Source organism: Nodosilinea nodulosa PCC 7104 (assembly GCF_000309385.1).
GTDB lineage: Bacteria > Cyanobacteriota > Cyanobacteriia > Phormidesmidales > Phormidesmidaceae > Nodosilinea > Nodosilinea nodulosa.
This window is the reverse complement of the sequence record NZ_JH976537.1, coordinates 673,087-693,564: the sequence shown is the minus strand read 5'-3', so window position 1 is coordinate 693,564 and position 20,478 is coordinate 673,087. Positions and strand designations below refer to the sequence as shown.

At 59.4% G+C, this 20,478-nt stretch carries 18 protein-coding genes; 7 read left to right on the top strand and 11 right to left on the bottom strand.

Features of this window, described 5'->3' with window-relative positions; genetic code table 11:
- Positions 1-38: 38 nt before the first annotated feature.
- From LEPTO7104_RS0102935 to LEPTO7104_RS0102920, 3 genes are all read right to left on the bottom strand, one after another.
- Positions 39-1,016 (bottom strand): YihY/virulence factor BrkB family protein, encoded by a 978-nt coding sequence (locus LEPTO7104_RS0102935; protein ID WP_017297051.1) that lies wholly within the window; start codon positions 1,014-1,016, stop codon positions 39-41.
- 405 nt (positions 1,017-1,421) lie between these two features.
- Positions 1,422-1,646: a hypothetical protein gene (locus tag LEPTO7104_RS0102925; RefSeq protein WP_017297049.1), complete on the bottom strand. Its 225-nt coding sequence runs from the start codon at positions 1,644-1,646 to the stop codon at positions 1,422-1,424.
- Positions 1,647-1,784: 138 nt separating this feature from the next.
- A complete protein-coding gene (locus LEPTO7104_RS0102920; protein ID WP_026072320.1) occupies positions 1,785-2,804 on the bottom strand; it encodes an AI-2E family transporter in 1,020 nt (339 codons plus the stop codon).
- A gap of 188 nt (positions 2,805-2,992) precedes the next feature.
- On the opposite strand from LEPTO7104_RS0102920, the gene LEPTO7104_RS37870 reads away from it, so the two are divergent.
- A complete protein-coding gene (locus tag LEPTO7104_RS37870) occupies positions 2,993-3,151 on the top strand; it encodes a YqaE/Pmp3 family membrane protein (protein WP_017297047.1) in 159 nt (52 codons plus the stop codon).
- Between the two features lie 157 nt (positions 3,152-3,308).
- Here the strand turns inward: LEPTO7104_RS37870 and LEPTO7104_RS0102910 are convergent, their stop codons facing one another.
- Positions 3,309-3,617 carry a hypothetical protein gene (locus LEPTO7104_RS0102910; RefSeq protein WP_017297046.1) on the bottom strand — a complete coding sequence of 103 codons (309 nt, stop codon included), beginning with the start codon at positions 3,615-3,617 and terminating at the stop codon, positions 3,309-3,311.
- Positions 3,618-3,681: 64 nt separating this feature from the next.
- Entirely contained in the window at positions 3,682-4,134 is a 453-nt protein-coding gene (locus LEPTO7104_RS0102905) for a phage holin family protein (protein WP_017297045.1), read from the bottom strand.
- 537 nt (positions 4,135-4,671) lie between these two features.
- Here LEPTO7104_RS0102905 and LEPTO7104_RS0102900 point away from each other — a divergent pair.
- Entirely contained in the window at positions 4,672-5,496 is an 825-nt protein-coding gene (locus tag LEPTO7104_RS0102900; RefSeq protein ID WP_017297044.1) for a DUF1206 domain-containing protein, read from the top strand.
- Between the two features lie 231 nt (positions 5,497-5,727).
- Positions 5,728-6,450: a phosphatase PAP2 family protein gene (locus LEPTO7104_RS0102895; RefSeq protein ID WP_071527170.1), complete on the top strand. Its 723-nt coding sequence runs from the start codon at positions 5,728-5,730 to the stop codon at positions 6,448-6,450.
- A gap of 36 nt (positions 6,451-6,486) precedes the next feature.
- On the opposite strand, the gene LEPTO7104_RS0102890 is transcribed toward LEPTO7104_RS0102895, so the two are convergent.
- The gene (locus LEPTO7104_RS0102890) at positions 6,487-7,107 is read right to left on the bottom strand and encodes a TetR/AcrR family transcriptional regulator (protein ID WP_017297042.1); all 621 of its coding nucleotides are present in this window, start codon (positions 7,105-7,107) and stop codon (positions 6,487-6,489) included.
- A gap of 115 nt (positions 7,108-7,222) precedes the next feature.
- Between LEPTO7104_RS0102890 and LEPTO7104_RS0102885 the strand changes: the two genes are divergently transcribed.
- Genes LEPTO7104_RS0102885 through LEPTO7104_RS0102875 form a run of 3 tightly spaced genes read left to right on the top strand, consistent with a single transcriptional unit; the run spans position 7,223 to position 11,705 of the window.
- Complete coding sequence (locus LEPTO7104_RS0102885) at positions 7,223-8,509, top strand: HlyD family secretion protein (protein WP_017297041.1); 1,287 nt, start codon at positions 7,223-7,225, stop codon at positions 8,507-8,509.
- Positions 8,509-10,599, top strand: coding sequence for an ATP-binding cassette domain-containing protein (locus LEPTO7104_RS0102880; protein WP_017297040.1), 2,091 nt, complete (start codon positions 8,509-8,511; stop codon positions 10,597-10,599). The genes LEPTO7104_RS0102885 and LEPTO7104_RS0102880 overlap by 1 nt, the downstream gene beginning before the upstream one ends.
- Complete coding sequence (locus LEPTO7104_RS0102875) at positions 10,596-11,705, top strand: ABC transporter permease (RefSeq protein ID WP_017297039.1); 1,110 nt, start codon at positions 10,596-10,598, stop codon at positions 11,703-11,705. Before LEPTO7104_RS0102880 ends, LEPTO7104_RS0102875 begins: the two co-directional genes overlap by 4 nt.
- Before the next feature lie 77 nt (positions 11,706-11,782).
- On the opposite strand, the gene LEPTO7104_RS0102870 is transcribed toward LEPTO7104_RS0102875, so the two are convergent.
- On the bottom strand, positions 11,783-12,223 hold the full coding sequence (locus tag LEPTO7104_RS0102870; RefSeq protein WP_026072317.1) for a DUF29 domain-containing protein: 441 nt from the start codon (positions 12,221-12,223) through the stop codon (positions 11,783-11,785).
- A gap of 149 nt (positions 12,224-12,372) precedes the next feature.
- Between LEPTO7104_RS0102870 and LEPTO7104_RS0102865 the strand changes: the two genes are divergently transcribed.
- The gene (locus LEPTO7104_RS0102865; protein ID WP_017297037.1) at positions 12,373-13,494 is read left to right on the top strand and encodes an ABC transporter permease; all 1,122 of its coding nucleotides are present in this window, start codon (positions 12,373-12,375) and stop codon (positions 13,492-13,494) included.
- A 72-nt stretch (positions 13,495-13,566) separates the two neighbouring features.
- On the opposite strand, the gene LEPTO7104_RS0102860 is transcribed toward LEPTO7104_RS0102865, so the two are convergent.
- Genes LEPTO7104_RS0102860 through LEPTO7104_RS41490 form a run of 4 tightly spaced genes read right to left on the bottom strand, consistent with a single transcriptional unit; the run spans position 13,567 to position 19,981 of the window.
- Positions 13,567-13,803 (bottom strand): DUF2283 domain-containing protein, encoded by a 237-nt coding sequence (locus tag LEPTO7104_RS0102860; RefSeq protein WP_017297036.1) that lies wholly within the window; start codon positions 13,801-13,803, stop codon positions 13,567-13,569.
- A complete protein-coding gene (locus LEPTO7104_RS37865) occupies positions 13,788-14,114 on the bottom strand; it encodes a hypothetical protein (RefSeq protein WP_071527357.1) in 327 nt (108 codons plus the stop codon). Before LEPTO7104_RS37865 ends, LEPTO7104_RS0102860 begins: the two co-directional genes overlap by 16 nt.
- Positions 14,115-14,141: 27 nt before the next feature.
- Positions 14,142-18,041 (bottom strand): PAS domain S-box protein, encoded by a 3,900-nt coding sequence (locus tag LEPTO7104_RS39265; RefSeq protein WP_017297035.1) that lies wholly within the window; start codon positions 18,039-18,041, stop codon positions 14,142-14,144.
- Positions 18,014-19,981 carry a GAF domain-containing sensor histidine kinase gene (locus LEPTO7104_RS41490; RefSeq protein WP_083886992.1) on the bottom strand — a complete coding sequence of 656 codons (1,968 nt, stop codon included), beginning with the start codon at positions 19,979-19,981 and terminating at the stop codon, positions 18,014-18,016. The genes LEPTO7104_RS39265 and LEPTO7104_RS41490 overlap by 28 nt, the downstream gene beginning before the upstream one ends.
- Positions 19,982-20,478 lie beyond the last annotated feature (497 nt).

Below are 20,478 nucleotides of genomic sequence, written 5' to 3'. Positions count from 1 at the left end.
CTGCTCTATAAATTAAACCACTTACTGGGCTACCCCTTTCACTGGCCCCCAACCTTGGCGGTCAGCTTCTTCTTCTGGCCCTTACGGCTGCCAAACAGGTGGGCGTACACGTAGGTAAACTCGCCCCCCAAAAAGAAAATCTGGCTGGTGAGATAAATCCACAGCATCAGCACCATTACTCCGCCCACGACTCCGTAGGAGCGAAACTGACTGCCCAGACTGATGACGCTATTGCTGATCAGCTGCTGCAAAATCAGCCACAGCATGGCGGTCAGCAGCGCCCCCAGCCACACATCTCGCCAGGCCACGCGGGTGCTGGGCAGGGTTTTGTAGAGCACCATTACCACCAGGGTGAGGGTGACAAAAGAGATGCCCAGCCGCAGCCAAGACAGCAACTGCACCTGATCGATGCCAATCACTATCACCCACTGGTTGACGCCCTCCAAAACCTTGGTCACGGTGTCAATGGCGATGTTGCTCAGCAGCGACACGAAGATCAGCCCGGTGGCTCCCATCACCAGCAAAAAGGCCAGAAACCGCCGCCACAAAAAGATAAACGCCACCTCCCCAACGCCGTCGAAGCGGTGGTGGCGGGGCTTGGTGTGCCACATTTTGTCGAAGGAGCGGCTCAGCGCCCCAAAAAAACCGCTGGAGGTGAACAGCAAAATGCCGAAACCGACGATGCTGGCGCTGGTGCTGCCAGTGTGAAACTGGATCAGCGTCGTCTGCACGATGGGGAAGGCGTCGGGGGGCAGGGTCTCCTGGGCAAAGCCGAGCACGGCATTGTAGGCGACGGTGTTGGGGCCGATCAAAAAGCCGACAATGCTCAGCGAGACCAGAATCATCGGAAACATTGAAAACAAGGCGTAATAGGCCAGGGCGGCTCCCATCTCGAGGCAGTCGTCCTGCTGCCACTTCATCAGGGTGCGGCCAATCAGCTGAGTCCAGGCCGACTGACCCACTCGATATTTAAAGAAATCGAGCATAGCCGCGCTGTTGATCCAGTGGTGTGCCATTGCCCATGCGCGTCGCCAATGCCCAAACCGCGCCAGTTGTTTCCTCATTCTACCGACCCTACTTGTTCGCTAGAGTGCTGTGCCAGCTACCTACATTGGCACAAAACCCAAAAAGTAGCGCACCAGAGGGCAAATTTGGCCCACAGGCGGGCGATCGCGGCCCCAAATCAAGGCTGTAGCTTGCTTACTGCGTCCCTCTAACTCCATCATTATCATCTTGTCTGGCGCCCGGGCGTTTTTGGCAGACATTTAGCAGAAGCTGCACAATGGGGTGAGTCAAATGATGGCGGCCCAAAGGCCCGGGGCACCATACCCGGCTGGCAAAAATTGAACTAGCGCAGACGTCCCCCAGCAGCGGCCCCGTAACTCCTGGCAGCGGGGATATTCAACCGAGCGTTGACAGCCCTATTTCACCGACACTTTGACGCCAACCTCTTCGCGCTTGGTGGCGGGGGCGACCAGGTGGGGCGCAATGGGCTGCATAGGGGCAACGGTGGTTTCGGTGGTGGCGCTCTGGCTCACGTCGGCAGCGTCTAGCTGGTCGCACAGGGCCTTTGAAAGGGCGATCGCGCCATACATGCCTCCCAGATAGAGAACAATATCAAACGCCCCGAAGTAGAGATGGAACATTGGCCCAGTTCTCCCAGTTGCTCAAGTTCACTGCCGATACTACCGTATCTGTTTGCAGGCCTCCAAGGGGGCGCGATCGCTTTTCATCAAAAGTTTCAGGGCCTTCTCACTTCTGCCTGGCAGTATTAGTGCTGATCATTAGTGCTGATCTAGAAAGTCTTTTACCCAAAATTCATTCAGCCATTGCTGAATGATCAGGGTCAGCGGCAGGGCCAAAAGTAGCCCCAAAAATCCGAAGAACACGGCAAATGTGACCTGAGACAGCAGCGTCATGGCCGGCAGCAGGGAAACCTGCTTTTTCATCACCAGCGGAGTTAAAATATTGCTCTCAACCTGCTGAATCACAACGTAGAGAATTACGACTGCAAGCGCCTTCCAGGGGCCTTCCAGCAGGGCGATCGCCACGGGGGGCACTACGCTCAAAACCGGGCCAATGTTAGGTATAAAAGCGAGCAGCCCGGCCAGCAGGCCGTTGGCAAAGGCCAGCGGAATGCCCAAAATCCAGAGGCCGACCATGCTCATGGTGGCGATGACCGTCATATTAAACAGAATGCCAATAGACCAGCCAGCGATCGCGCCCTCGCAGTCGTCTAGCACTCGATCTACCTGCCCTCGGCGGGACGAAGGAAAGATCTTGAGAAACATTCCCCGGTAGGCCTTTGGGTTTAGCAGCATCATAATGATCAGTGCCGTGACCAAAAGCAGGTTGAGTACGATGGTTAGGGTGTTTGAAAACCAGGTAAAGAAGCGGCTAAACATCATCTCCAAATCGGCGGTTCGCAGCTGGTTAAGGATGGTTTCCACGCCCTGGAGGTCTTGAATAGCAAATCCTGGAATCATCCCGCCCAGTTTTTCAATCCAGACCTGCGCCCGATCAACGATCTGACTGGTGAGGCCAAGCAGGTCTTGTAGCTGATTAAAAAATGGGGGCACAATAATGACCCCTAGGGCTGCTACAACTAAAAATACAGAACTCGTCAAAATTAGCACTGCTGCTCTGCGATCGGGAATCCTTTCCTGAAGCAGCCTGACGGCGCGATTTAGCACAACGGCAAACGTAACAGCCGCAAAAGCCAGTAGCAGCACGCTCCGAATTTGCCAGGATATGTAAAGGCAAACCCCCAGTACTAGTAAGCTTATCCACTGGTTAAATTTCAACGAAAATCCTTTAGATATTGTTTTTTTACATTTAGCGCTGCTGCAAGGCGATCTAAGCGGATCGAATCAACTATTTATTTCTATGTCTAAAGTTTCTCTGACGGCAAATTTCTGTCTGTAGAAAGATGAAACCCCGTCAGGCTTGGCATTTAATCAGAAGCAGATGATCAAGTCTTAAAGGATAACCCATGGATTTTGTAAGGATTTTAGTAGCCATTTTGCTACCGCCGCTGGGGGTGTTTCTTCAGGAGGGAATTGGACTCCAGTTTTGGATCAACGTTTTGCTAACAATTCTGGGCTATATCCCCGGTATTATCCACGCGGTTTGGATTATTGTTAAACGCTAGGGAAACTAATGATTTAGGCAGGCTAGCGGCACCTAATTGTGGTCAAAACCCAAAGATGTGCTGCTAGCCAAGCTTTAACATCTTTTAACCGGGCTGACTTTTTGAACCGAGTGTTTAGAGGTCAGCCTGCATCATTTTGCTGCGGGCTGCTGCAGGACTATCCCCCTGCCATACTGACAAGGCTGGCGGCTTCGGCTGTAGCAGGTTGATCAGAAGCAGGGGTAATTAAACTGTAAGCCGACGTGGTCAGAAACTGAAAACTGGCCTGATCTAAAGATTGCTCAACCTGTTTGATGGGAAGACCCGTCAGCGATCGCTGGGTCTGCATCACCTGTGCACGTTCAGCTAGGGGCAGCGCACCGCCTCTGATCCAAATCTTTGCAGCTTGATAGCTCACCCCAAAGGAGAGAATTGACACTCCAGAAAACAGTGCCAGCAGTTTTGCAGAAACAGAATATCGGCTCATCAGCTTTGACCTTAAAATTCTGGAGTATCAAGCGGCGGAAAAGGATTGGGGTTTGCCCTAACTGCTAACCCTGAGAATTCCCGTCGGCACTGAGTTCAGCTCTTTCTTTCACAGATAGCTGAGATGGGCTGCCGCCGGGATTTAGCTCAGAGCGCTCCTTCATAAACGCAGGGGCTTTTTTGTCGAGGTAGCTGTCCAAAAACGTGCTGACTGCGGAAATTACGACCGGCCCCAGCAAAAATCCTAGAATGCCTCGCACATAGAATCCCGGCACGGCTAAGGACGCGATCCACAGACATAGGCCGTTGACGACTAGGGAAAAGGCTCCAAAGCTGACGACGTTGATCGGCACCGTCAGGGTTTGTAGGAACGGTTTTACGAAGGCATTGACAATGCCCACGGCGGCGGCAGCGATCGCCGCTGCTGTAATCGTATCGATCGTGATGCCGGGGACTATTAAATCAGCGACTAATAGACTCAAGGCCGTGGCTAGGCCAGACAAAAAGATACTCCACATAGCAAACTCCTAGTTTTAATCACAGCGGTTAGCTCGGCTTAGGGGTATGCTCCGCAGGTATTTTCGCTTTAGAATCCAGTCAGCTAGATTCGGTGAGCTAAACACCCAGGACAATCTGCCCTAGGACGACACAGACAAAATAAACATGTAAAAGCAAAGACAATAGCCTGCTTCTGCGCTCTTGTTTTTTCCTATCTATGAGGAGTCTACGGAAAAGGAACTTGCCTTGCTTCTACCCATGGAGTCATCTTTAGGTTGCTGCCGTCGCCCCAAAGCCCTCTGCTGCTCCTATTTGGCATCCTTCTACTCGTATTTTGTGATTGACAAAACATCAAAAGATAGAGACGGGCTCCGCAAAAGCTCTAGCGCCAGAAGGATGGTTCAGGTTTCTCTAAGGGCTATAAATCTATTACTTTCAGCCTACTGTGCTCACGTTTTCGAAAGGATTGCTGCACATTTGCCGACGGATCTATGTCCTTTGGCGGGTTCCAATCACTGAAGTAATCGAGCGGACTAGGTGCTACCAGGACGATGCCCATGGACATTCAAGAATTGACCCCCGATGGACAGCAGCCAGAGAAATGGATTGAGCGGCTGGCGCGATTTGGCTATGCGGCCAAAGGACTGGTCTACATCATCGTTGGGCTGCTGGCCGTGATGGCGGCGTTCGACTGGGGCGGCCGGGTAACGGGGTCCGAGGGCGCGTTTCAGGCGATCGCATCGCAACCCTTTGGCAAGCTGATGCTTTTTCTGGTTGCCCTGGGGCTGTTGGGGTACGTGCTCTGGCGGTTTGTGCAGGCCATCAAAGACCCCGAAAACCAGGACAGCGGCGCGGGGGCCATCGGCAGACGCCTTTCCTACGCGGTGAGTGGATTAATTTACGGTGGTTTGGCCCTGTCGGCGCTGAAGATAGTCTTCGGCCATTCCTCAGGCAGCAGCGGCTCCGGCAGCCAGGAGCAAACGGCTACCCTGCTGTCTCAACCCTTTGGCCGGTGGCTGGTTGCCGCCGTTGGAGTGGCAAGTGCGGCCTACGGTTTCTACTGCTTTTATCGCGCCTATTCCACCCAGTTTCGCCGCAAGCTCAAGCTATCTCAAATGAGTCCAAATACCGAACGATGGGTGACCCGCATCGGACGATTTGGCCTCACAGCTAAAGGGGTTGTGGCTATTATCGTCGGCTACTTTTTCATTGAGGCGGCCCACTGGTCTGACCCCAGCCAGGCCAAGACCACCGAGGGGGCGCTCCAGGCTATTCAACAGCGCCCCTACGGTGCCTGGCTCATGGGCGTTGTTGCCCTTGGCCTGGTCGCCTACGGTCTGCACCTGGAAGTTCAGGCCCGCTATCGCCGCATTTCTCCTTAATCAGCCGAGAAATCCCCTGAAATTGGGCGGGCTTTCCTAGGGCTACGGCGGGAGGCCACCGCACATTTTCTGGCCAGATCTAGCTAGTATACTGCGGCACAAGTATGGGGACTATTGCCAATCGCCAGGGAGCAGGGGGGCGAGGGAGCCAAGCGAGCTGGAATAGTCGATATATTTCCGCCTTTGAGTACTAGCCGATATTAATTGCGACCTTTGGTAATTGAACGTCCTATGGCGCGCTGGGTAACGGTTCACGTTTTGAGACGGGGTTGGTATCGGTTTTGGCGAGACAGCCGCCAGGTGCCATCAAAGGTCTGGCGCCGATGGGCAGGCACGCTAGCCCTGGGGTTTGGGCTGTGTGCCCTGGCCACTCTGGCCCTTACCGTTGGGGCCGAAGCCTATGCTGACCGGGGGCTACAGGCCTGGGACGATCGCCTGTCGCCCCTGCTGGCCGATCGCCTACCGCTGAGCTTTTCGCGGGCCATTACCTGGGAATCGCCGGGAAACTTGCTCGGCATGCTGCCGGTGGTGGGCGTATTTATCGGCATTATGGTGGCGCGATCGCGCCCTGTGCTGGCCGCCACCATGGCGGCGGCCTACGGGCTGCAATTTACCCTGGTGTGGATTGGCTGGGGCTACTGGAACCGCGATCGCCCGGATTCAATCGCGGGCGGGGTGGCGGCTTCGGGCCTGCACTCGTTTCCGTCGGGCCATACGGTGGTGGTAATTACGGTCTACGGACTGCTCACCTACCTGTGGTGCCGGGCCTCGCGCAGCGGCGCCGAAAGGCTGCTGATTGTGCTGGCCATGGTGACCTGGATGGCTATGATCATCAGCTCGCGCCTGGTGCTGGGCGCCCACTGGCCCAGCGATGTTCTAGTCGGCATGGTGGTGGGCCTGCTGTGGTTGCTCAGCGTGATTACCGCCCTGAGACGGGTCGAAAAGGCGCTGTAGCCCCCCGACCTAGAGGTGCGAGGCCCAGCAAACCCTTCAAGCGCTGCCCTGGCATGGCGGCTGAATCAAAGTGTCGATCAGGCAGTCGATCATCAGGTCTGGGCTCATGGGCGCGATCGCCTGGCCGTGGAGAATTTTCTGGGTCAGCACGTAGCTCATCAGCGCCCCCATGAAGATGCGCGCGGTCGCCTCGGGATCGCTGAGATGAAGCTCAGGATGGGCCGCAAAATAGTTGCCCAGCAGCGCCCAAACCTTTTGGGGCAGAGCGCGAATAAACAGCTGAGCCAGTTCAGGAAACCGCCCCGACTCGCCAATGATCAGCCGTAGGAAGGCAATGTATTCCTCGTCGATGGCCATCATATCCAGCAGGTTGTGGGCCAGGTGGCGCAGCACCACCTCGGGGTCGTCGGCAAAGGAAAGGTTGCCGAATACAGTCTGAAAGCGCTGGGCCGTCACCCGCTCCACCAGGGCTTTAAACACCCCTTCTTTATCCTGGAAGTGTTTATAAATCGTAATTTTGGAGACCCCTGCCGCCGCCGCCACCCGATCCATGCTGGTGCCCTCAAAGCCTTCCTGCAAAAACATTTGCAGCGCCCCCTGCAAAATTTGCTCTCGCTTCAGTTTTGCCGCCGGAGTTAAGGCTGACAGGGTATCCATAACCGCGATCTCCAAGGATTGATGCTGGCAGGCAAGTCACTGCACTAGACACAGGGCCTTTTCGATCTATACTACACCGTATAGTTTGAATATCTGCTGTTCAGGGACGTTCGCCATGACTCAGCTGGCCCCGCCTCAATCTGGTGCCGAGCCGCAACCGCCGGCCCCATCTACCCCAGAAAAATCTTCCCAAAAAGGGCTGAAATCAAAGCTGAAATTTTTGATTCCCCTGGCGCTGCTGCTGGTTGCGGCAGGGGTTGGGCTTCGCTACTGGCTCACCCGCCCCGACGACAGCGCCATTCAGCTGAGCGGGCGCATTGAAGGTTACGACACCGATCTGGGCGCCAAGGTAGGCGGACGCATTGCCGAGGTAACGGTGCGCGAGGGAGACACTGTGCAGGCGGGGCAGGTGATTGCGCGCCTTGACGATGCCGAGCTAAAGGCCCAGCTGGAGGCGGCCAAGGCTAAGGTGGCGGCGGCTCAGCAGCAGGTCAACCAGGCCCAGCTCCAGATGGCGGTGGTCGACAGCCAGATTAAAGAGGCCCAGCTCACCCTCCAGCAGTCCCAGGGCGATTCCACCGGGCGCATCAACCAGTCAGAGGCCTCGGTGGCCACGGCGCGGGCTCAGCTGGCCGAGGCCCAGGCCCAGGTTCAGCAGGCGAAGTCATCCTTAGAGCTGGCCCGCAGCGATCGCGATCGCTTTGCCGCCCTGGTGGCTCAAGGGGCGATCGCCCAGCAGCAGTATGACCAGGCCCAAACCCAGTTTGAGACCGCCCAGGAAACCCTGGCGGCGCGGCAGGCCTCGGTGGCGGCGGCCCAGCAGCAGGTGAGCGCGGCCCAGGGTGCCCTGACCCAGGCCCAGACCAGCGGGCTAAACCCCGACATTCGCACGGCCCAGATCAACCGGCTGCAAACCCAGCGATCGCAGGCCAGCGCCCAGCTTGCCGCCGCCCAGGCCGACCTCAAGCAGGCCCAGGCGGCCCAGGCCGAAATTGCGGCCCGACTCAACGATTTGGACATTACCAGCCCGATTGCCGGGGTGGTGCTCAACCGCACCGTGGAGCCAGGGGAGGTGATTTCCACCGGCACTACGGTGCTGACCGTGGTGAATTTGAGTGACCTGTACCTGCGCGGCTACATTCCCGAAGGCGAGTTGGGGCAGGTGAGTGTGGGGCAGGCGGCCCGGGTGTTTTTGGATTCCGCCCCCGATCAGCCGCTCGATGCCACGGTGACAGCGGTGGACACCGAGGCCTCGTTTACGCCCGAAAACATTTACTTTAAGGACGATCGCGTCACCCAGGTGTTTGGCCTCAAGCTGGCGATTGAGAACCCCAGCGGGTTTGCCAAGCCGGGCATGCCCGCCGACGGCGAGATTTTGCTGGACGAGGCGGAGGAAAAGTGATGGTGCTGTCTCAACCGCCCGCCGCGATCGCAGCCCAGACAAGCGCGATCGCTGTCCGGTCGCTCCGCAAGCGCTACGGAGCCGTCGAAGCCCTCAAGGGCATCGACTTTGCGGTGCAGCCAGGGGAAATTTTTGGCCTGATTGGCCCCGATGGGGCGGGCAAAACCACCACCTTTCAAATTCTCGCCGGGGTGATGGAGTCCACCAGCGGGGAGGTCAACGTGCTGGGCACCGCGCCCCGCAACGCCCGGCTGGATCTCGGCTACGTCACCCAAAAATTTTCCCTCTACGCCGACCTCAGCATTGAAGAAAACATGCGCTACTCGGCGGGGCTGCGCCAGGTGGAAGGGGCCGAGTTTGAGTCCCGCGCCAGATCTCTACTCCAGCGGGTAGACCTCGATCGGTTTCGCGATCGCCTGGCCGGGCAGCTCTCCGGCGGCATGAAGCAAAAGCTGGCCCTCTGCTGCGCCCTGGTGGCCCGGCCCCAGGTGCTGCTGCTGGATGAGCCCACCACCGGAGTTGACCCGGTGTCGCGGCGGGAGTTTTGGGACCTGCTGGCGGCAGTGGCGGCGGAGGGCGTCACCGTGGTGGCCGCCACCCCCTACCTGGATGAGGCCGAGCGCTGCCACCGCATCGCCCTGATCTACGCCGGAGAAATTCAGCAGATCGGCACGGTGCAGGAGCTGCGGGACAATCTGGGGCTGCGGCGGATGGAGGTGCGAGCGGAGTCGCTGGATGAAGCAGAAAGGGCTTTGAGTCAAGTCCAGGGTACTGAGAGCCCCCTTTTTAAGGGGGCGGCGACAGCGGGGGATCCCTCGGACAGCATTGCCTCAGAAGCGATCCCCCCTGCCCCCCCTGGGAAGGGGGGTGGCTTGAACCGGGGTACCGAGAGACCCCTTTCTAAGGGAGCGGCGACAGCGGGGGATGCCTCTGCGATCGTCGATATTCAGACCTTTGGCGATCGCCTCGACGTCATGGTCACCGATGCCGAGCGGGGCGACCAGCAGATTCGCGCGGTGCTGGCCCAGCACGACATCGCCCTCAAAGACCTGCGCCAGGATGAACCCACCCTGGAGAATGTGTTTGTCAACCAGCTGCGCCAGCAGGGCCTGGATCCGGCCTACCTGGAGTTTCCGGCCTACCGCTCGGGCAAGGAGAAGGGCGGACGAGCGATCGATACCCACCGGCTGCAAAAAACCTTCGGCAGTTTTCAGGCGGTGAAAGGTGTTGACATTACCGTGCGCTACGGCGAAATCTACGGCCTGCTGGGGGCCAACGGGGCGGGCAAAACCACGACGATTAAAATGCTCTGCGGCCTGCTGCCCGCCAGCGGCGGCGAGATCGAGCTGGCCGGGCAAACCAGCGATCTCAACCGCTCGGAGGTGCGATCGCGGATTGGCTACATGAGCCAAAAATTTACCCTCTACGACGACCTCACCATTCTGCAAAACCTGGAGTTTTACTGCGGCGTCTACGGCGTGCCCAAAAAGCTGCGGCGCGAAAAAATCGACTGGGTGCTCGAAACCTGCGGCCTGGCGGGGCGCGAAAACTTGACCACCGGCAGCCTGCCGGGGGGCTGGAAGCAGCGGGTCTCCTTTGGGGCCTCGGTGATGCACGAGCCGGATATTTTGTTTTTAGACGAACCCACTTCCGGCGTAGACCCCCTGGCGCGGCGGCAGTTCTGGCGGCTAATTCGCGACTTTGCCCGGCGCGGCACCGCCATTCTGGTCACCACCCACTACCTAGAAGAAGCGGAAAACTGCAACACCATGGCCTTCATGGTGGCGGGGGTGATCGTCGCCCAGGGTTCCCCCAGCGGCATCAAGACCAGCCAGCCCGGGCAGCTGATCGAGCTGGTGTCGGGCCAGACCCAGGCCGCCTCAGACTTTCTCAAAGAGCGGCTGGAGCCCTGGCGGGTGGCCATTTTTGGCGATCGCCTCCACCTGGTGCTCGACCATCCCGAGCGCGAACTCGACGAGATCCACCGCTGGCTGGCTGAGGCCGATATTGAGGTGCAGTCGGCCCGACCCATCCCCTTCTCGCTGGAAGACGCCTTCATCGGTATTGTGCAGCGGGCGGAGGGGGCATGAAGCGCGTTTTTTCCCAGTGCCTGAAGGAACTCAACCAGTTTCGCCGCGATCGCCTCACCGTGGCCCTGGCTTTTGTGCTGCCCCTGGCGGTGCTGCTGATCTACGGCTTTGCCATTCGCCTGGAGGCCAAAAATATTCCCCTGGCTGTGCAGGACTTTGACAACAGCTTCCTCAGCCGCACCTACGTCGAGCGGCTGTTTGCCACCCAGCAGTTTGTGCCCACCCCCCTGGAGGGCACCACCCCCACCGCCGCCCTCGATCGCGGCGATGCCAAAGCCACCGTCGTCATTCCCCCCGATTTTGAGCGCCGGATTAAGTCGCACAAGCCCGTTACCGTGCAGGCGCTAATCGACGGCACCGATGTCAACAACGCCCGCGTGATTCAAAACAGCCTGCGGGCCACCACCCAGTTTTTTCTGCGCAGCAGCGGCCTGGTGCCCGCGCAGGCGGCCTCGCCCATTCAGCCCCACCTGCGGATTTGGTTCAACCCTGGCCGCCGCGAGGCGCTCTACATTGTGCCCGGCATTTTCGGCGTCATTCTCTGGGTGTTTCCGTCGATGCTGGCCTCGATCGCCCTGGTGCGCGAAAAGGAGCAGGGCACCATCGTGCAGGTCTACGCCTCTGACCTCAGCGCGGTGGAGTGGCTGCTGGGTAAAGAACTGGCCTACGTGATCGTGGGCCTCGGCGAAGCCCTAGTGGTGATGCTGGTGGCCACGCTGCTGTTTAACCTGCGCTTTCGCGGCGACCCCACCACCCTGATCGTCGGTACCGTAATTTACCTGGGCGCAGCGGTCGCCTTCGGTCTACTGGTCGGAGCCAGGGCCGGAAACCAGACCGGGGCGGTACAGGGCACCGCGATCGCGGGCTTTCTCACCGCCCTGCTGCTCTCCGGCTTCATCTACCGAATTGAGAATATTCCCTTCCCGCTGTCGCTGGTCTCCAACATCATCCCCGCCCGCTACTTCATCGATATCACCCGCGACGCCTTCGTGCGCGGCACCGGCTGGATTGGGGTGTGGTACGCCCCGCTGGCGATCGCCCTGATCGGCGGCTTCTTCTTCCGCGTCGCCACCCGAGTTCTTCACCGCATGCAGTTTAAGGATTAGGACATGTTAGAGCTAATACTAAATCCGTCTTGCCCAGCCCACCCAGGGGTAGCCAGGGCGGATCCTGTAAAAGTTGGTTATTCCTCCATTTCCACCGGTTCATCGAAGATCTCAGCTTCGGAGAAGGGGCATGATTGAGGCAGTTGCTTAGGGTCAAGGGAGGTCTCTCTCTCGATTAGATCTAAACCATCCTGATAGCCTCGCTCGATCGCTTCGGAGAAATAGGGTTTTAGGCTGGGGTTATCGGCCAAATGTTCTTTAATGCGCCGCCGTTGCTCTCGGATTGTCCCAGTCCAGGAGCGCGATCGCCCGACCGGTTGATAGTGCCACTTGAGCAGATGCCCCAGCAGCACCCCCATACGGTTGCGCAACTCCTGACGCTGTTGCTTGCCCAACGAATCTAACTCCTCAATCAAGTTTTCAATATCCACCTGGTTCCACTGTCCGGCCTGCAATAGCTCTATCTGGCGCTGCGTCCAAGCGTAGAAATCCTGGTTATAAAGTGTTGTGGTTTGCATAGCGTACCGCCCTACCTGCCGCTTTTTCATTGGAACTGGCTTTTCTGTCTTACACACAGGTTATAGCCCAACCAAGTTGAACCGGTATAGCAACCGCCAAGCAAAAGGTACTCGGTTCCTCTCCCATTCACCCATTTACTTATCCATCTATGCCCCTCCCCACTTCCCGCTTCTGGTCGCTAACGCTGAAAGAAATCCGGCAGATCCTCAAAAACCGCCAGATCATCTTCCTGCTGCTGTTCCCGCCCACGGTGCAGCTGCTGATTTTTGGCCTGGCCCTGAATCCGGCGGTCGATCACCTCAGCCTGGGGATAGTGGACTACGGCAATAGCCCCAGCAGCCGCGAGTTTGTGGCGGCCCTGGTGGCCAACGATGTGTTCGAGGTGCAGTCGTTTCAGCCCAGCGTGGGGGCGCTGGGGCAGCAGGTGCGCAGGGGGCAGGTTTCCACCGGGCTGGTGATTCCGCCCGACTTTGGCGATCGCCTGGCGGCGGGCAAATCGGTGGATGTGCAGGTGCTAATCGACGGCGTTGACGCCAACACGGCGGGGATAGCGGGCGGCTACATGCAGCAAATCATCAACAGCTACGGGCAAAACCTGGCGCGCGGTTCAGGAATGCGGCCGGAGGTGCCGGTTGAGGTGTCGGCGCAGTTTTTGTACAACCCCGGCCTGCTCAGCAGCTGGTTCTTTGTGCCGGGGGTGATTGGCGTGGTGCTGACCCTGACCGGCTCGCTGGTGTCATCCACCACCGTCATTCGCGAAAAAGACACTGGCACCCTGGAGCAGCTGTTGATGACCCCGGCCCAGGGCTGGGAAATTTTGGGGGCCAAGATCGCGCCCCTGTTTGTGGTGCTGATGGGGGATGTGCTGCTGGCCTCTGCGATCGCTCGCCTAGTCTTCGGCCTGCCCTTTCGCGGCAACTATTTTTTGTTTTTGGCCCTGTCGGGGGTCTACGTGTTTGTCTGCATCAGCATCGGAATTTTGCTGGCGACGATTTCGCGCACCCAGCAGCAGGTGGTGCTGACCTCGTTCTTTTTTAATGTGCCGCTGATTCAGCTCTCGGGGGCGATCGCCCCGATCGAGAGCATGCCCGCCTTCTTTCGCACCCTGTCGTTTTTCGATCCCCTGCGCCACTACGTCACCATCGCCCGCAGCCTCATTCTCAAGGGCGTGGGCATCGGGGCGCTGCTGCCCGAGGTCTTTACCCTGGTGGCGTTTGCGGTGCTGCTATTGGGAATCAGCGTCAACCGCTTTCGCGCCCAGCTCAACTAGCCTAATTCCCCAACCGATTCATTGAATGTCTAGCGCCAGGTATACGTAGTCATCGCTATAGGAGGTAAGCCGTTAAGATGCTGCCAGCCGCAGATTGGCGATGATCGGTAGCTCTAGCAGGTCGGTGTTGAGAAACCGCTGAGAAAAGAATAAAATTTCCAGGTTTTCGATCTCGCCAGAGTCAGGATTTAGACGAGCGACAATTTCATCGCCAATTTCTTCTGATTCTTGTTCGGGGTAAGGCTTGCAGTTGCCGATATAGAGAATGTCGCCGATTTTGTCGTATCGAAAGGTTAGTTTTTCTGCCATAGGACTTGACCTCCAGCTAATTTACGGGCTGTATAGGCGGTGATGATCCAACGCCTTGAACTGTTGGCTTCGCCAACTACCACAGCTACAAGGTGTCGCCCTGTGCGAATTGAGGCAAACCATTTGGAAAATAAGAGAGCTGACTCATCTCGCTCACTGCTGCGGATTTGGTCTGGATTGGCAAGGGTTTCATGGAGCTGCTCTAAGTAGTCTGGCAGTGTACCCGGGTGGTTGGTGGCGATGTGCTGTTCTCTTTCGGCAGAAAGCTCAACTGTGGTGCTGAGGTAGGGGCAGGGAAAGAGACGGGTCATAAAGCTATGGTAGCCCCATGCCTGCAATCACTGAATCAACTCTGCGATCGCCTGAATCAAGGCGGCGGGCTGCACCGGCTTGGAAATATGCCGCTGAAAACCAGCGGCTAGGGCCTGATTTTGGTCAGACTCGCGGGCATAGGCGGTCAGGGCGATCGCCGGAACCTGGCCACCGGCCTCGGCGGGCAGGGCTCTAATCTGGCGCATCAGCATGTAGCCATCCATCTCGGGCATCCCCACGTCGCTGACTAAAATTTGGGGTTGAGCCTGCCCCAGGGCGGCCAGCGCGTCTACGGCGGTGGCGACTGAGACGACCTTGGCCCCGGCCTGTTCCAGCAAAAACGTGACGAAATTGCGCGTGTCGGTGTCGTCATCGACCACCAAAACGCGGGTTCCCTGCAAGCCTGGCGAGAGGTCTTTGGGCTGGGCCTCGCTGGAGGAGTCGGGCTGGGTGGGCAGGGTGGGCAGCCGCACGGTAAAGGTGGCCCCCAGCCCTTCCCCAGGGCTCTTGGCCTCAATGGTGCCGCCGTGCAGCTCGACCAGGTGCCGCACAATCGCCAGGCCCAGGCCCAGGCCGCCAAACTGGCGGGTCGTAGCGCTATCGGCCTGGCGAAAGTAGTCGAAAATGAGGGGCAGGAACTCAGGCACAATGCCTTTGCCGGTGTCGGTCACGATGATTTCGGCCTGGTGGTTGGCGCCCCTGGCCAGACGCACCTCCACCCGTCCGCCAGCGGGGGTAAACTTAACCGCGTTGGACAGCAAATTCCAAACCACCTGCTGGAGGCGCGTGGCGTCTCCCGACACCAGGCCGATGTCATCGTCGAGGCAGGTGTCGAGCTGAATCGATTTGGCTTCGGCGGCCAGGCGCACGGTGTCGATGGCAGCCCGAATGGTAGCGGCTAAATGGACCGTGCTGGCGTTGATCTCAAGCTTGCCGCGCAGCATGCGAGACACGTCGAGCAGGTCGTCGATCAGCTCCGTTTGCAGTCTGGCGTTGCGCTCAATTACGGCGAGGGCCTGCTGGGTCTTGGTGGCATCCAGGGTGCCCCGCTGCAGCAGAGTTGCCCACCCTAAAATCGGGTTGAGGGGCGACCTGAGCTCGTGGGAAACCACGGCTAAAAACTCATCTTTGGTGCGGCTGGCGGCTTCGGCGGCGGCGCGGGCGGCCTGTTCCTGTTTCAGGAGCTGGCTGCGCTGGTGCTCGAGCTGTTTTTGGTCTTCGATGTCGGTGGCGGTGCCAAACCATTTGCTCACCTGCCCCTGGGCGGTTCTCAGCGGTACGGCTTGATGCAGATGCCAGCGGTAGACCCCGTCGGCCCGGCGCATGCGGCCTTCGGCCTGGTAGTTGGTGCCGGTCTGCTGGGCGGCGGCCCAGTTTTGGCCCAGGATGGGCGCGTCTTCGGGGTGAACCACGGCCTGCCAACCCTGGGTTTTGATCTGGTCGAGGGTGAGCCCCGTAAAGGCAGACCAGCGCTGATTGACGTCGATAATGGCCCCCTCGGCATTGGCTGTCCACACCAGCTGGGGAATTGACTCGACCAGATAGCGATAGCGCTCTTCGCTCTGGCGCAGGGCTGCTTCGGCCTGCTTGCGATCGCTGATGTCGTTGATCAGCGCCACAAACCCCTCTACCTGGCCCTGGTCGCTGACGCGGGGCACGTAGGTAACGCTCAGGTAGCGGTTGCTGCCATCTTTGAACTGAACAGCCCGCTCGAAGGTGACCTGCTGCCCGGCCAAAACCCGTTCGACATAGGGGCGCACCTGCTCGTAGGCGGCCTCCCCCGCCACGTCCTTGATGTGCTTGCCGTAGATATCTTCGGTGGACTGGCCAAACCAGTCTTCGTAGCCCTGGTTGTTGAAGCGATAGCGCTGGTCGGCGTCGATAAAGGTAATCAGGGCGGGCACGGCGTTGGTCACCAATCGCAGCTCGGTTTCGCGCTGCCGCAGGGCTTCTTCGGTTTGCTTCAGGTCTGTGATGTCGATGGCGGCTCCGTAGACAACCTGGTCGGCGAGGTAGGGCTGGGCATTCCAGAGAAACCAGCGGTAGGAGCCGTCTTTGTGCCGATAACGGTTTTCAAAGGCCAGGGTCTTGTCGCCGCGAAATAGGCTGTCCGTTTCTCCCACAGACTTCGGCCTATCGTCGGGGTGGACAAACTCGACCCACGGGCGCCCAACCATTTCCGCCGCCGTCCAGCCGAGCACCCGCTCAAAGGTGGGGCTGGCCCACTGAAAATAGCCGTCGCTGCCGGTGATTACTTGTAGGTCTGAGCCTACCGCCAGAAACCGTTCCCGCTCGCGTTCTACCTTTCTGCGATCGCTGATATCGGTAAACAGAATGGCAAACCGATGGCTTTGGGGTTCCCCAATCGCAAAGGCGCTGACGTCGAACCAGCGGTCCATAATCGGCGCCTCGTGCTCAAACTGCTGGGGTTCTCCGGTCAGCACAATCCTGCCGTAGGTCTCAATCCAGAAGGGATCCAGGTCGGGCGACAGCTCTAGCGCCGTTTTTCCGACCACCTGCTGCTGCCCGGTCAGGGTTTCAAAGGTCGGGTTGATCTCTAAAAAGCGATAGTCGACGGGTTTGCCGTCGGCGTCGAACAGCATTTCGCAAATGCAAAAGCCCTCGTCCATCGACTCAAACAGGGTGCGATAGCGGTGCTCGCTGTCGCGCAGGGCCAGGCTGGCGCGATCGCGCTCGAAGGCAATGCTGGCGACCTGGGTGCCAAAGTCGGCCAGCTGATACTCCCACGCCGTCGGCAGTCGGGCCTGCTCAAAACACATCATCAGCGAGCCGAAGGCCAGCCCATCTACGCCCAGCACCGGGGTCGAGTGGCAGGCCAGAATGTTGTGGGCCAGGCAAACCTCTCGCCAGCCTGGCGACCAGCGATCGTCGTTGGCCATATCGGCACAGGTAATGGGCTGACCAGAACACACCGCCTCGCCACAGGTGCCGATACAGAGTTCATTGATCGGGGTATCCCTCAGCTCGTCCCTAAACGACGGCGGAAAGTGAGGGGTAATTGGGCGAGAAAACTGCTGCTGTCCATCGGTGAGCAGAAAGCAGGCCCGCACCCGCGAATTTAGCCGGGCGATGGTGGTGCATATGGCAAGCAGGCAGTCGTCTAGGGGGCAGCCTGCGGCGACTTGGCCCAGCAGGCGGGTCTGCTCTGCCAGCAGCAGCTCCGTCTGCTTGCGCTCGGTGATGTCTAGGGCGGTGCCTAAAAACTCAGCCGCCCGTCGCCCCTCTCCCTCCCCCGCAAACAGGGCCTGCCCGTTGGCGGCGATCCAGCGCTCGGTGCCGTCGTTCCACACAATTCGGTAGTCCATCTCGTAGGTGCCCGGCGAGGCTGGATCGAGGGCCGTGCGCACGGCCCCGGCAATGCGCTCCAAATCCTCCGGGTGAATCCGCGCGACCACCTGGTGCAGGGGCAGCGGCGGCCCATCGGCGGGCTCGCCCCAAATGTCGCGCATGCGCGCGTCTAGCTCGACCAGATTGGTGGCGGGGTCGTAGTGCCAGGTGCCCAGATGGGCGACCTGAACGGCCAGCCGCGATCGCTCCTCGCTGCGCTGGAGCATGGCCCGAGACTCCTGGCGCAGCTGCGCCAGCTTCAGGCTGGCCTCCACCCGCGCCAGCAGCTCCTGGGCCGAAAACGGCTTGATGAGATAGTCGTCGGCCCCGGCGGTCAGCCCCTCAAGGCGGGACTCATCCCCTGCCCGCGCCGACAGCAGAATGATCGGCAGATCCCTAGTTTGGGGGTCTGCCCGCAGCTGCCGCAGCAGCTCAAAGCCGTCTAGCACCGGCATCATCACATCGGTCAGCACCAGATCGGGAGGCTGCTGCTGAATGGCCGCCAGGGCCGCCCGGCCATCCCTCACGGTCTGCACCTGGTACCGCTGGCTCAGCAGCCGTTTGACGTAGTCCAGCATGTCGGCGTTGTCGTCGGCCAGGAGGATGTGGGGGAGTGGGGGAGTGGGGAGTAGGGGAGTGGGGGTGAGGGGGGAGGAGTTGGGGGGGTAGGGGAGATTGGGGAGGTGGGGGAGAGGGGCCAGGCGAGGGTTTCTTCTAGGTAGGGGGTGGCTCCGGTGGCGGTGGAGGGCTGGGTGCGGGGGGCATTGAGGCGATCGCCGGGCAGATGGGCGTAGCCTGTGGGCAGGGTGACGGTAAATTGGGTGCCCTGGCCAACCTGGCTGGTGACGCCAATGGTGCCGCCGTGCAGCTCTACCAGCTCCTGCACCAGCGCTAGCCCAATGCCCGAGCCTTCGTGGGTGCGTCCTCTGGCCCCCTGCACCCGGTGAAATCGCTCAAAAATGTGGGGCAATTCTGGGGCGGGAATGCCCGTGCCGGTGTCGCTCACCTCCAGCCGAATGTGGTCTGGTCCGGGGCGTAGGGTAACGGCGATCGCCCCTTCAAAGGTGAACTTAAAGGCGTTGGAGAGCAGGTTCAGCACAATTTTCTCCCACATCTCCCGGTCCACGTAGGCGGGTTCGGGCAGGGGAGCGCAGTCCACAAAGAGCTGTAGACCGGCCTGCTCAATGGCAGAGCGAAACACCCCGGCCAGGTCCGTCGTCAGCCGCGCCAGGTCTGTGGGTTCGTAGACGGCCTCAATCCGGCCTGCCTCAATGCGGGAGAAATCGAGCAGGGTGTTGACCAGCTTTTGCAGGCGCAGGGCGTTGCGCTGCACCAGCTCCAGGCGATCGCGCTGCTGGTCATCCTGGGCGTGCTGAAGGGCCTCCTGCACCGGCCCCAGCATCAGGGTCAGGGGGGTGCGAAACTCGTGGCTGACGTTTGAAAAAAAGACCGTCTTGGCCCGATCGAGTTCGGCCAGCTGCTCCGCCCGCCGCTGCGCCTCCTCGTGGGAGCGGGCGTTGGCGATCGCCGTGGCCAGCTGCCCGGCCAGCTGCTCAAAAAAGTCGCGGTAGTTGTCATCCAGCCGACGGCGGGGGCTGGCCACCGCTACCAATACCGCCGCTACGCTGGCCTGCCCAGGCACCACAACGGGCAAAATCCTGGCTTCCTGGGGCGGCTCCGGCCAGGGGCTGCCCGGCAGCACGCCAAAGCGCGTTACCAGGTCGTCAACGGTCTGGGGTCGTCCCGTTTGCGCCACCTGCGCGATCGGCCAGCCCGTCAGCGTCGTGCCCTCTGCTTTTGCTGGCTGTAGGGGCACCCGCCGGGGCGCGGCGGCCAACCCCAGGGCCGACTCGGTGCCGCCGCAGAAGCAGAGGGCACTCCCCTCATCGTTGACGAGGTAGAGCAGCGCCAGCGGAATGTCAGCCGGGTCAGAGTCAAGCGCTGCCGCCATCAGGGTGCAGGTTTCCTCAACGGTCTTGGCCGCTGCCGTTTTAGAGGCCAGCTCCCGCAGCAGTCGGGCGCGGCGATCGTTTAAAACCCGGTAGGTGGTCTCGCTGACCACGTTAAAAATGCCTTCAATCCTGCCGCTTTCCCCCTGAATGGGGTTGAATGTGTAGTCAAAGAAGCATTCCTCGGTGTAGCCAAACCGATGCATCGCCAGCAGCTCGTCGCTGTAAAAAATGCCCTCCCCCGTAGCAAACACCTTGGCAAATTCTGGGCCAATGTTCTGCCAAATTTCGGGCCAGACGTCCTGGGCGGGGCGGCCCAGCGACCAGGGGTGCTTGTCGCCAACAATGGGACGCCAGGCGTCGTTGTAGAGCAGCAGGCAGTCTGGCCCCCAGTAGATGGCGATCGGAAAGCGGGAGTTGAGGCAAATACTGAGGGCCGATCGCAAACTCTGCGGCCATTGTTCCACAGCCCCAAACGACGTTTTTGACCAATCGTAGGAACGCATCAGGGCGCCCATTTCGCCCCCGCCCCCAAACCCTTGGCCAGCCGATTGTGGATGCTGCGTCATCGATAGTTTTCCCCTCCTGTAACCCACCCGTGAGCCATGAGCTTAAGGATCGTCAGCATCTAATCAATCTGGGCCTTAGAAGTGGAAAACCGTCGGGCGAATTGCAGCTGCTTCGGCCTGTCCACAACGAAACGAGATACCCAATTCTGGGCTGTCTAAGTCCTGCCAGATGCCCAAAGCACCTTTTCAACCCGTTGACCTATAGATAAGCAATCATAGCGCCCATCAATACCAGCCAGTTTTCATGCTCGTTACAAAAATATCAATCTACCCGAAGAGAGATAAAAGCCAGCGTTCAAGGCTGCCCTAGAGGCCTGACCAGGCCCAATCTGCCTGCATACCTTTGACAAAACCACCCGAACAACCCAAACCAATTACCCCATGCTTTGGGCACCAGCTTGAGTCTGGCTAGTAGATTGCGGCACAAGTGTGACGACTATTGTCAATCACGAGGGAGCAGGGGCGCTAGGGAGCCAAGCGAGCTGGAACAGTCGACA

Excerpts from the sequence above, each read along its gene's own strand:
- LEPTO7104_RS0102935 (WP_017297051.1), bottom strand. The coding sequence starts at position 1,016 with ATGGCACACCACTGGATCAACAGCGCGGCTATGCTCGATTTCTTTAAA.
- LEPTO7104_RS0102925 (WP_017297049.1), bottom strand. The coding sequence starts at position 1,646 with ATGTTCCATCTCTACTTCGGGGCGTTTGATATTGTTCTCTATCTGGGA.
- LEPTO7104_RS37870 (WP_017297047.1), top strand. The coding sequence starts at position 2,993 with ATGGATTTTGTAAGGATTTTAGTAGCCATTTTGCTACCGCCGCTGGGG.
- LEPTO7104_RS0102910 (WP_017297046.1), bottom strand. The coding sequence starts at position 3,617 with ATGAGCCGATATTCTGTTTCTGCAAAACTGCTGGCACTGTTTTCTGGA.
- LEPTO7104_RS0102905 (WP_017297045.1), bottom strand. The coding sequence starts at position 4,134 with ATGTGGAGTATCTTTTTGTCTGGCCTAGCCACGGCCTTGAGTCTATTA.
- LEPTO7104_RS0102900 (WP_017297044.1), top strand. The coding sequence starts at position 4,672 with ATGGACATTCAAGAATTGACCCCCGATGGACAGCAGCCAGAGAAATGG.
- LEPTO7104_RS0102895 (WP_071527170.1), top strand. The coding sequence starts at position 5,728 with ATGGCGCGCTGGGTAACGGTTCACGTTTTGAGACGGGGTTGGTATCGG.
- LEPTO7104_RS0102890 (WP_017297042.1), bottom strand. The coding sequence starts at position 7,107 with ATGGATACCCTGTCAGCCTTAACTCCGGCGGCAAAACTGAAGCGAGAG.
- LEPTO7104_RS0102885 (WP_017297041.1), top strand. The coding sequence starts at position 7,223 with ATGACTCAGCTGGCCCCGCCTCAATCTGGTGCCGAGCCGCAACCGCCG.
- LEPTO7104_RS0102880 (WP_017297040.1), top strand. The coding sequence starts at position 8,509 with ATGGTGCTGTCTCAACCGCCCGCCGCGATCGCAGCCCAGACAAGCGCG.
- LEPTO7104_RS0102875 (WP_017297039.1), top strand. The coding sequence starts at position 10,596 with ATGAAGCGCGTTTTTTCCCAGTGCCTGAAGGAACTCAACCAGTTTCGC.
- LEPTO7104_RS0102870 (WP_026072317.1), bottom strand. The coding sequence starts at position 12,223 with ATGCAAACCACAACACTTTATAACCAGGATTTCTACGCTTGGACGCAG.
- LEPTO7104_RS0102865 (WP_017297037.1), top strand. The coding sequence starts at position 12,373 with ATGCCCCTCCCCACTTCCCGCTTCTGGTCGCTAACGCTGAAAGAAATC.
- LEPTO7104_RS0102860 (WP_017297036.1), bottom strand. The coding sequence starts at position 13,803 with ATGGCAGAAAAACTAACCTTTCGATACGACAAAATCGGCGACATTCTC.
- LEPTO7104_RS37865 (WP_071527357.1), bottom strand. The coding sequence starts at position 14,114 with ATGACCCGTCTCTTTCCCTGCCCCTACCTCAGCACCACAGTTGAGCTT.
- LEPTO7104_RS39265 (WP_017297035.1), bottom strand. The coding sequence starts at position 18,041 with ATGCTGGACTACGTCAAACGGCTGCTGAGCCAGCGGTACCAGGTGCAG.
- LEPTO7104_RS41490 (WP_083886992.1), bottom strand. The coding sequence starts at position 19,981 with ATGACGCAGCATCCACAATCGGCTGGCCAAGGGTTTGGGGGCGGGGGC.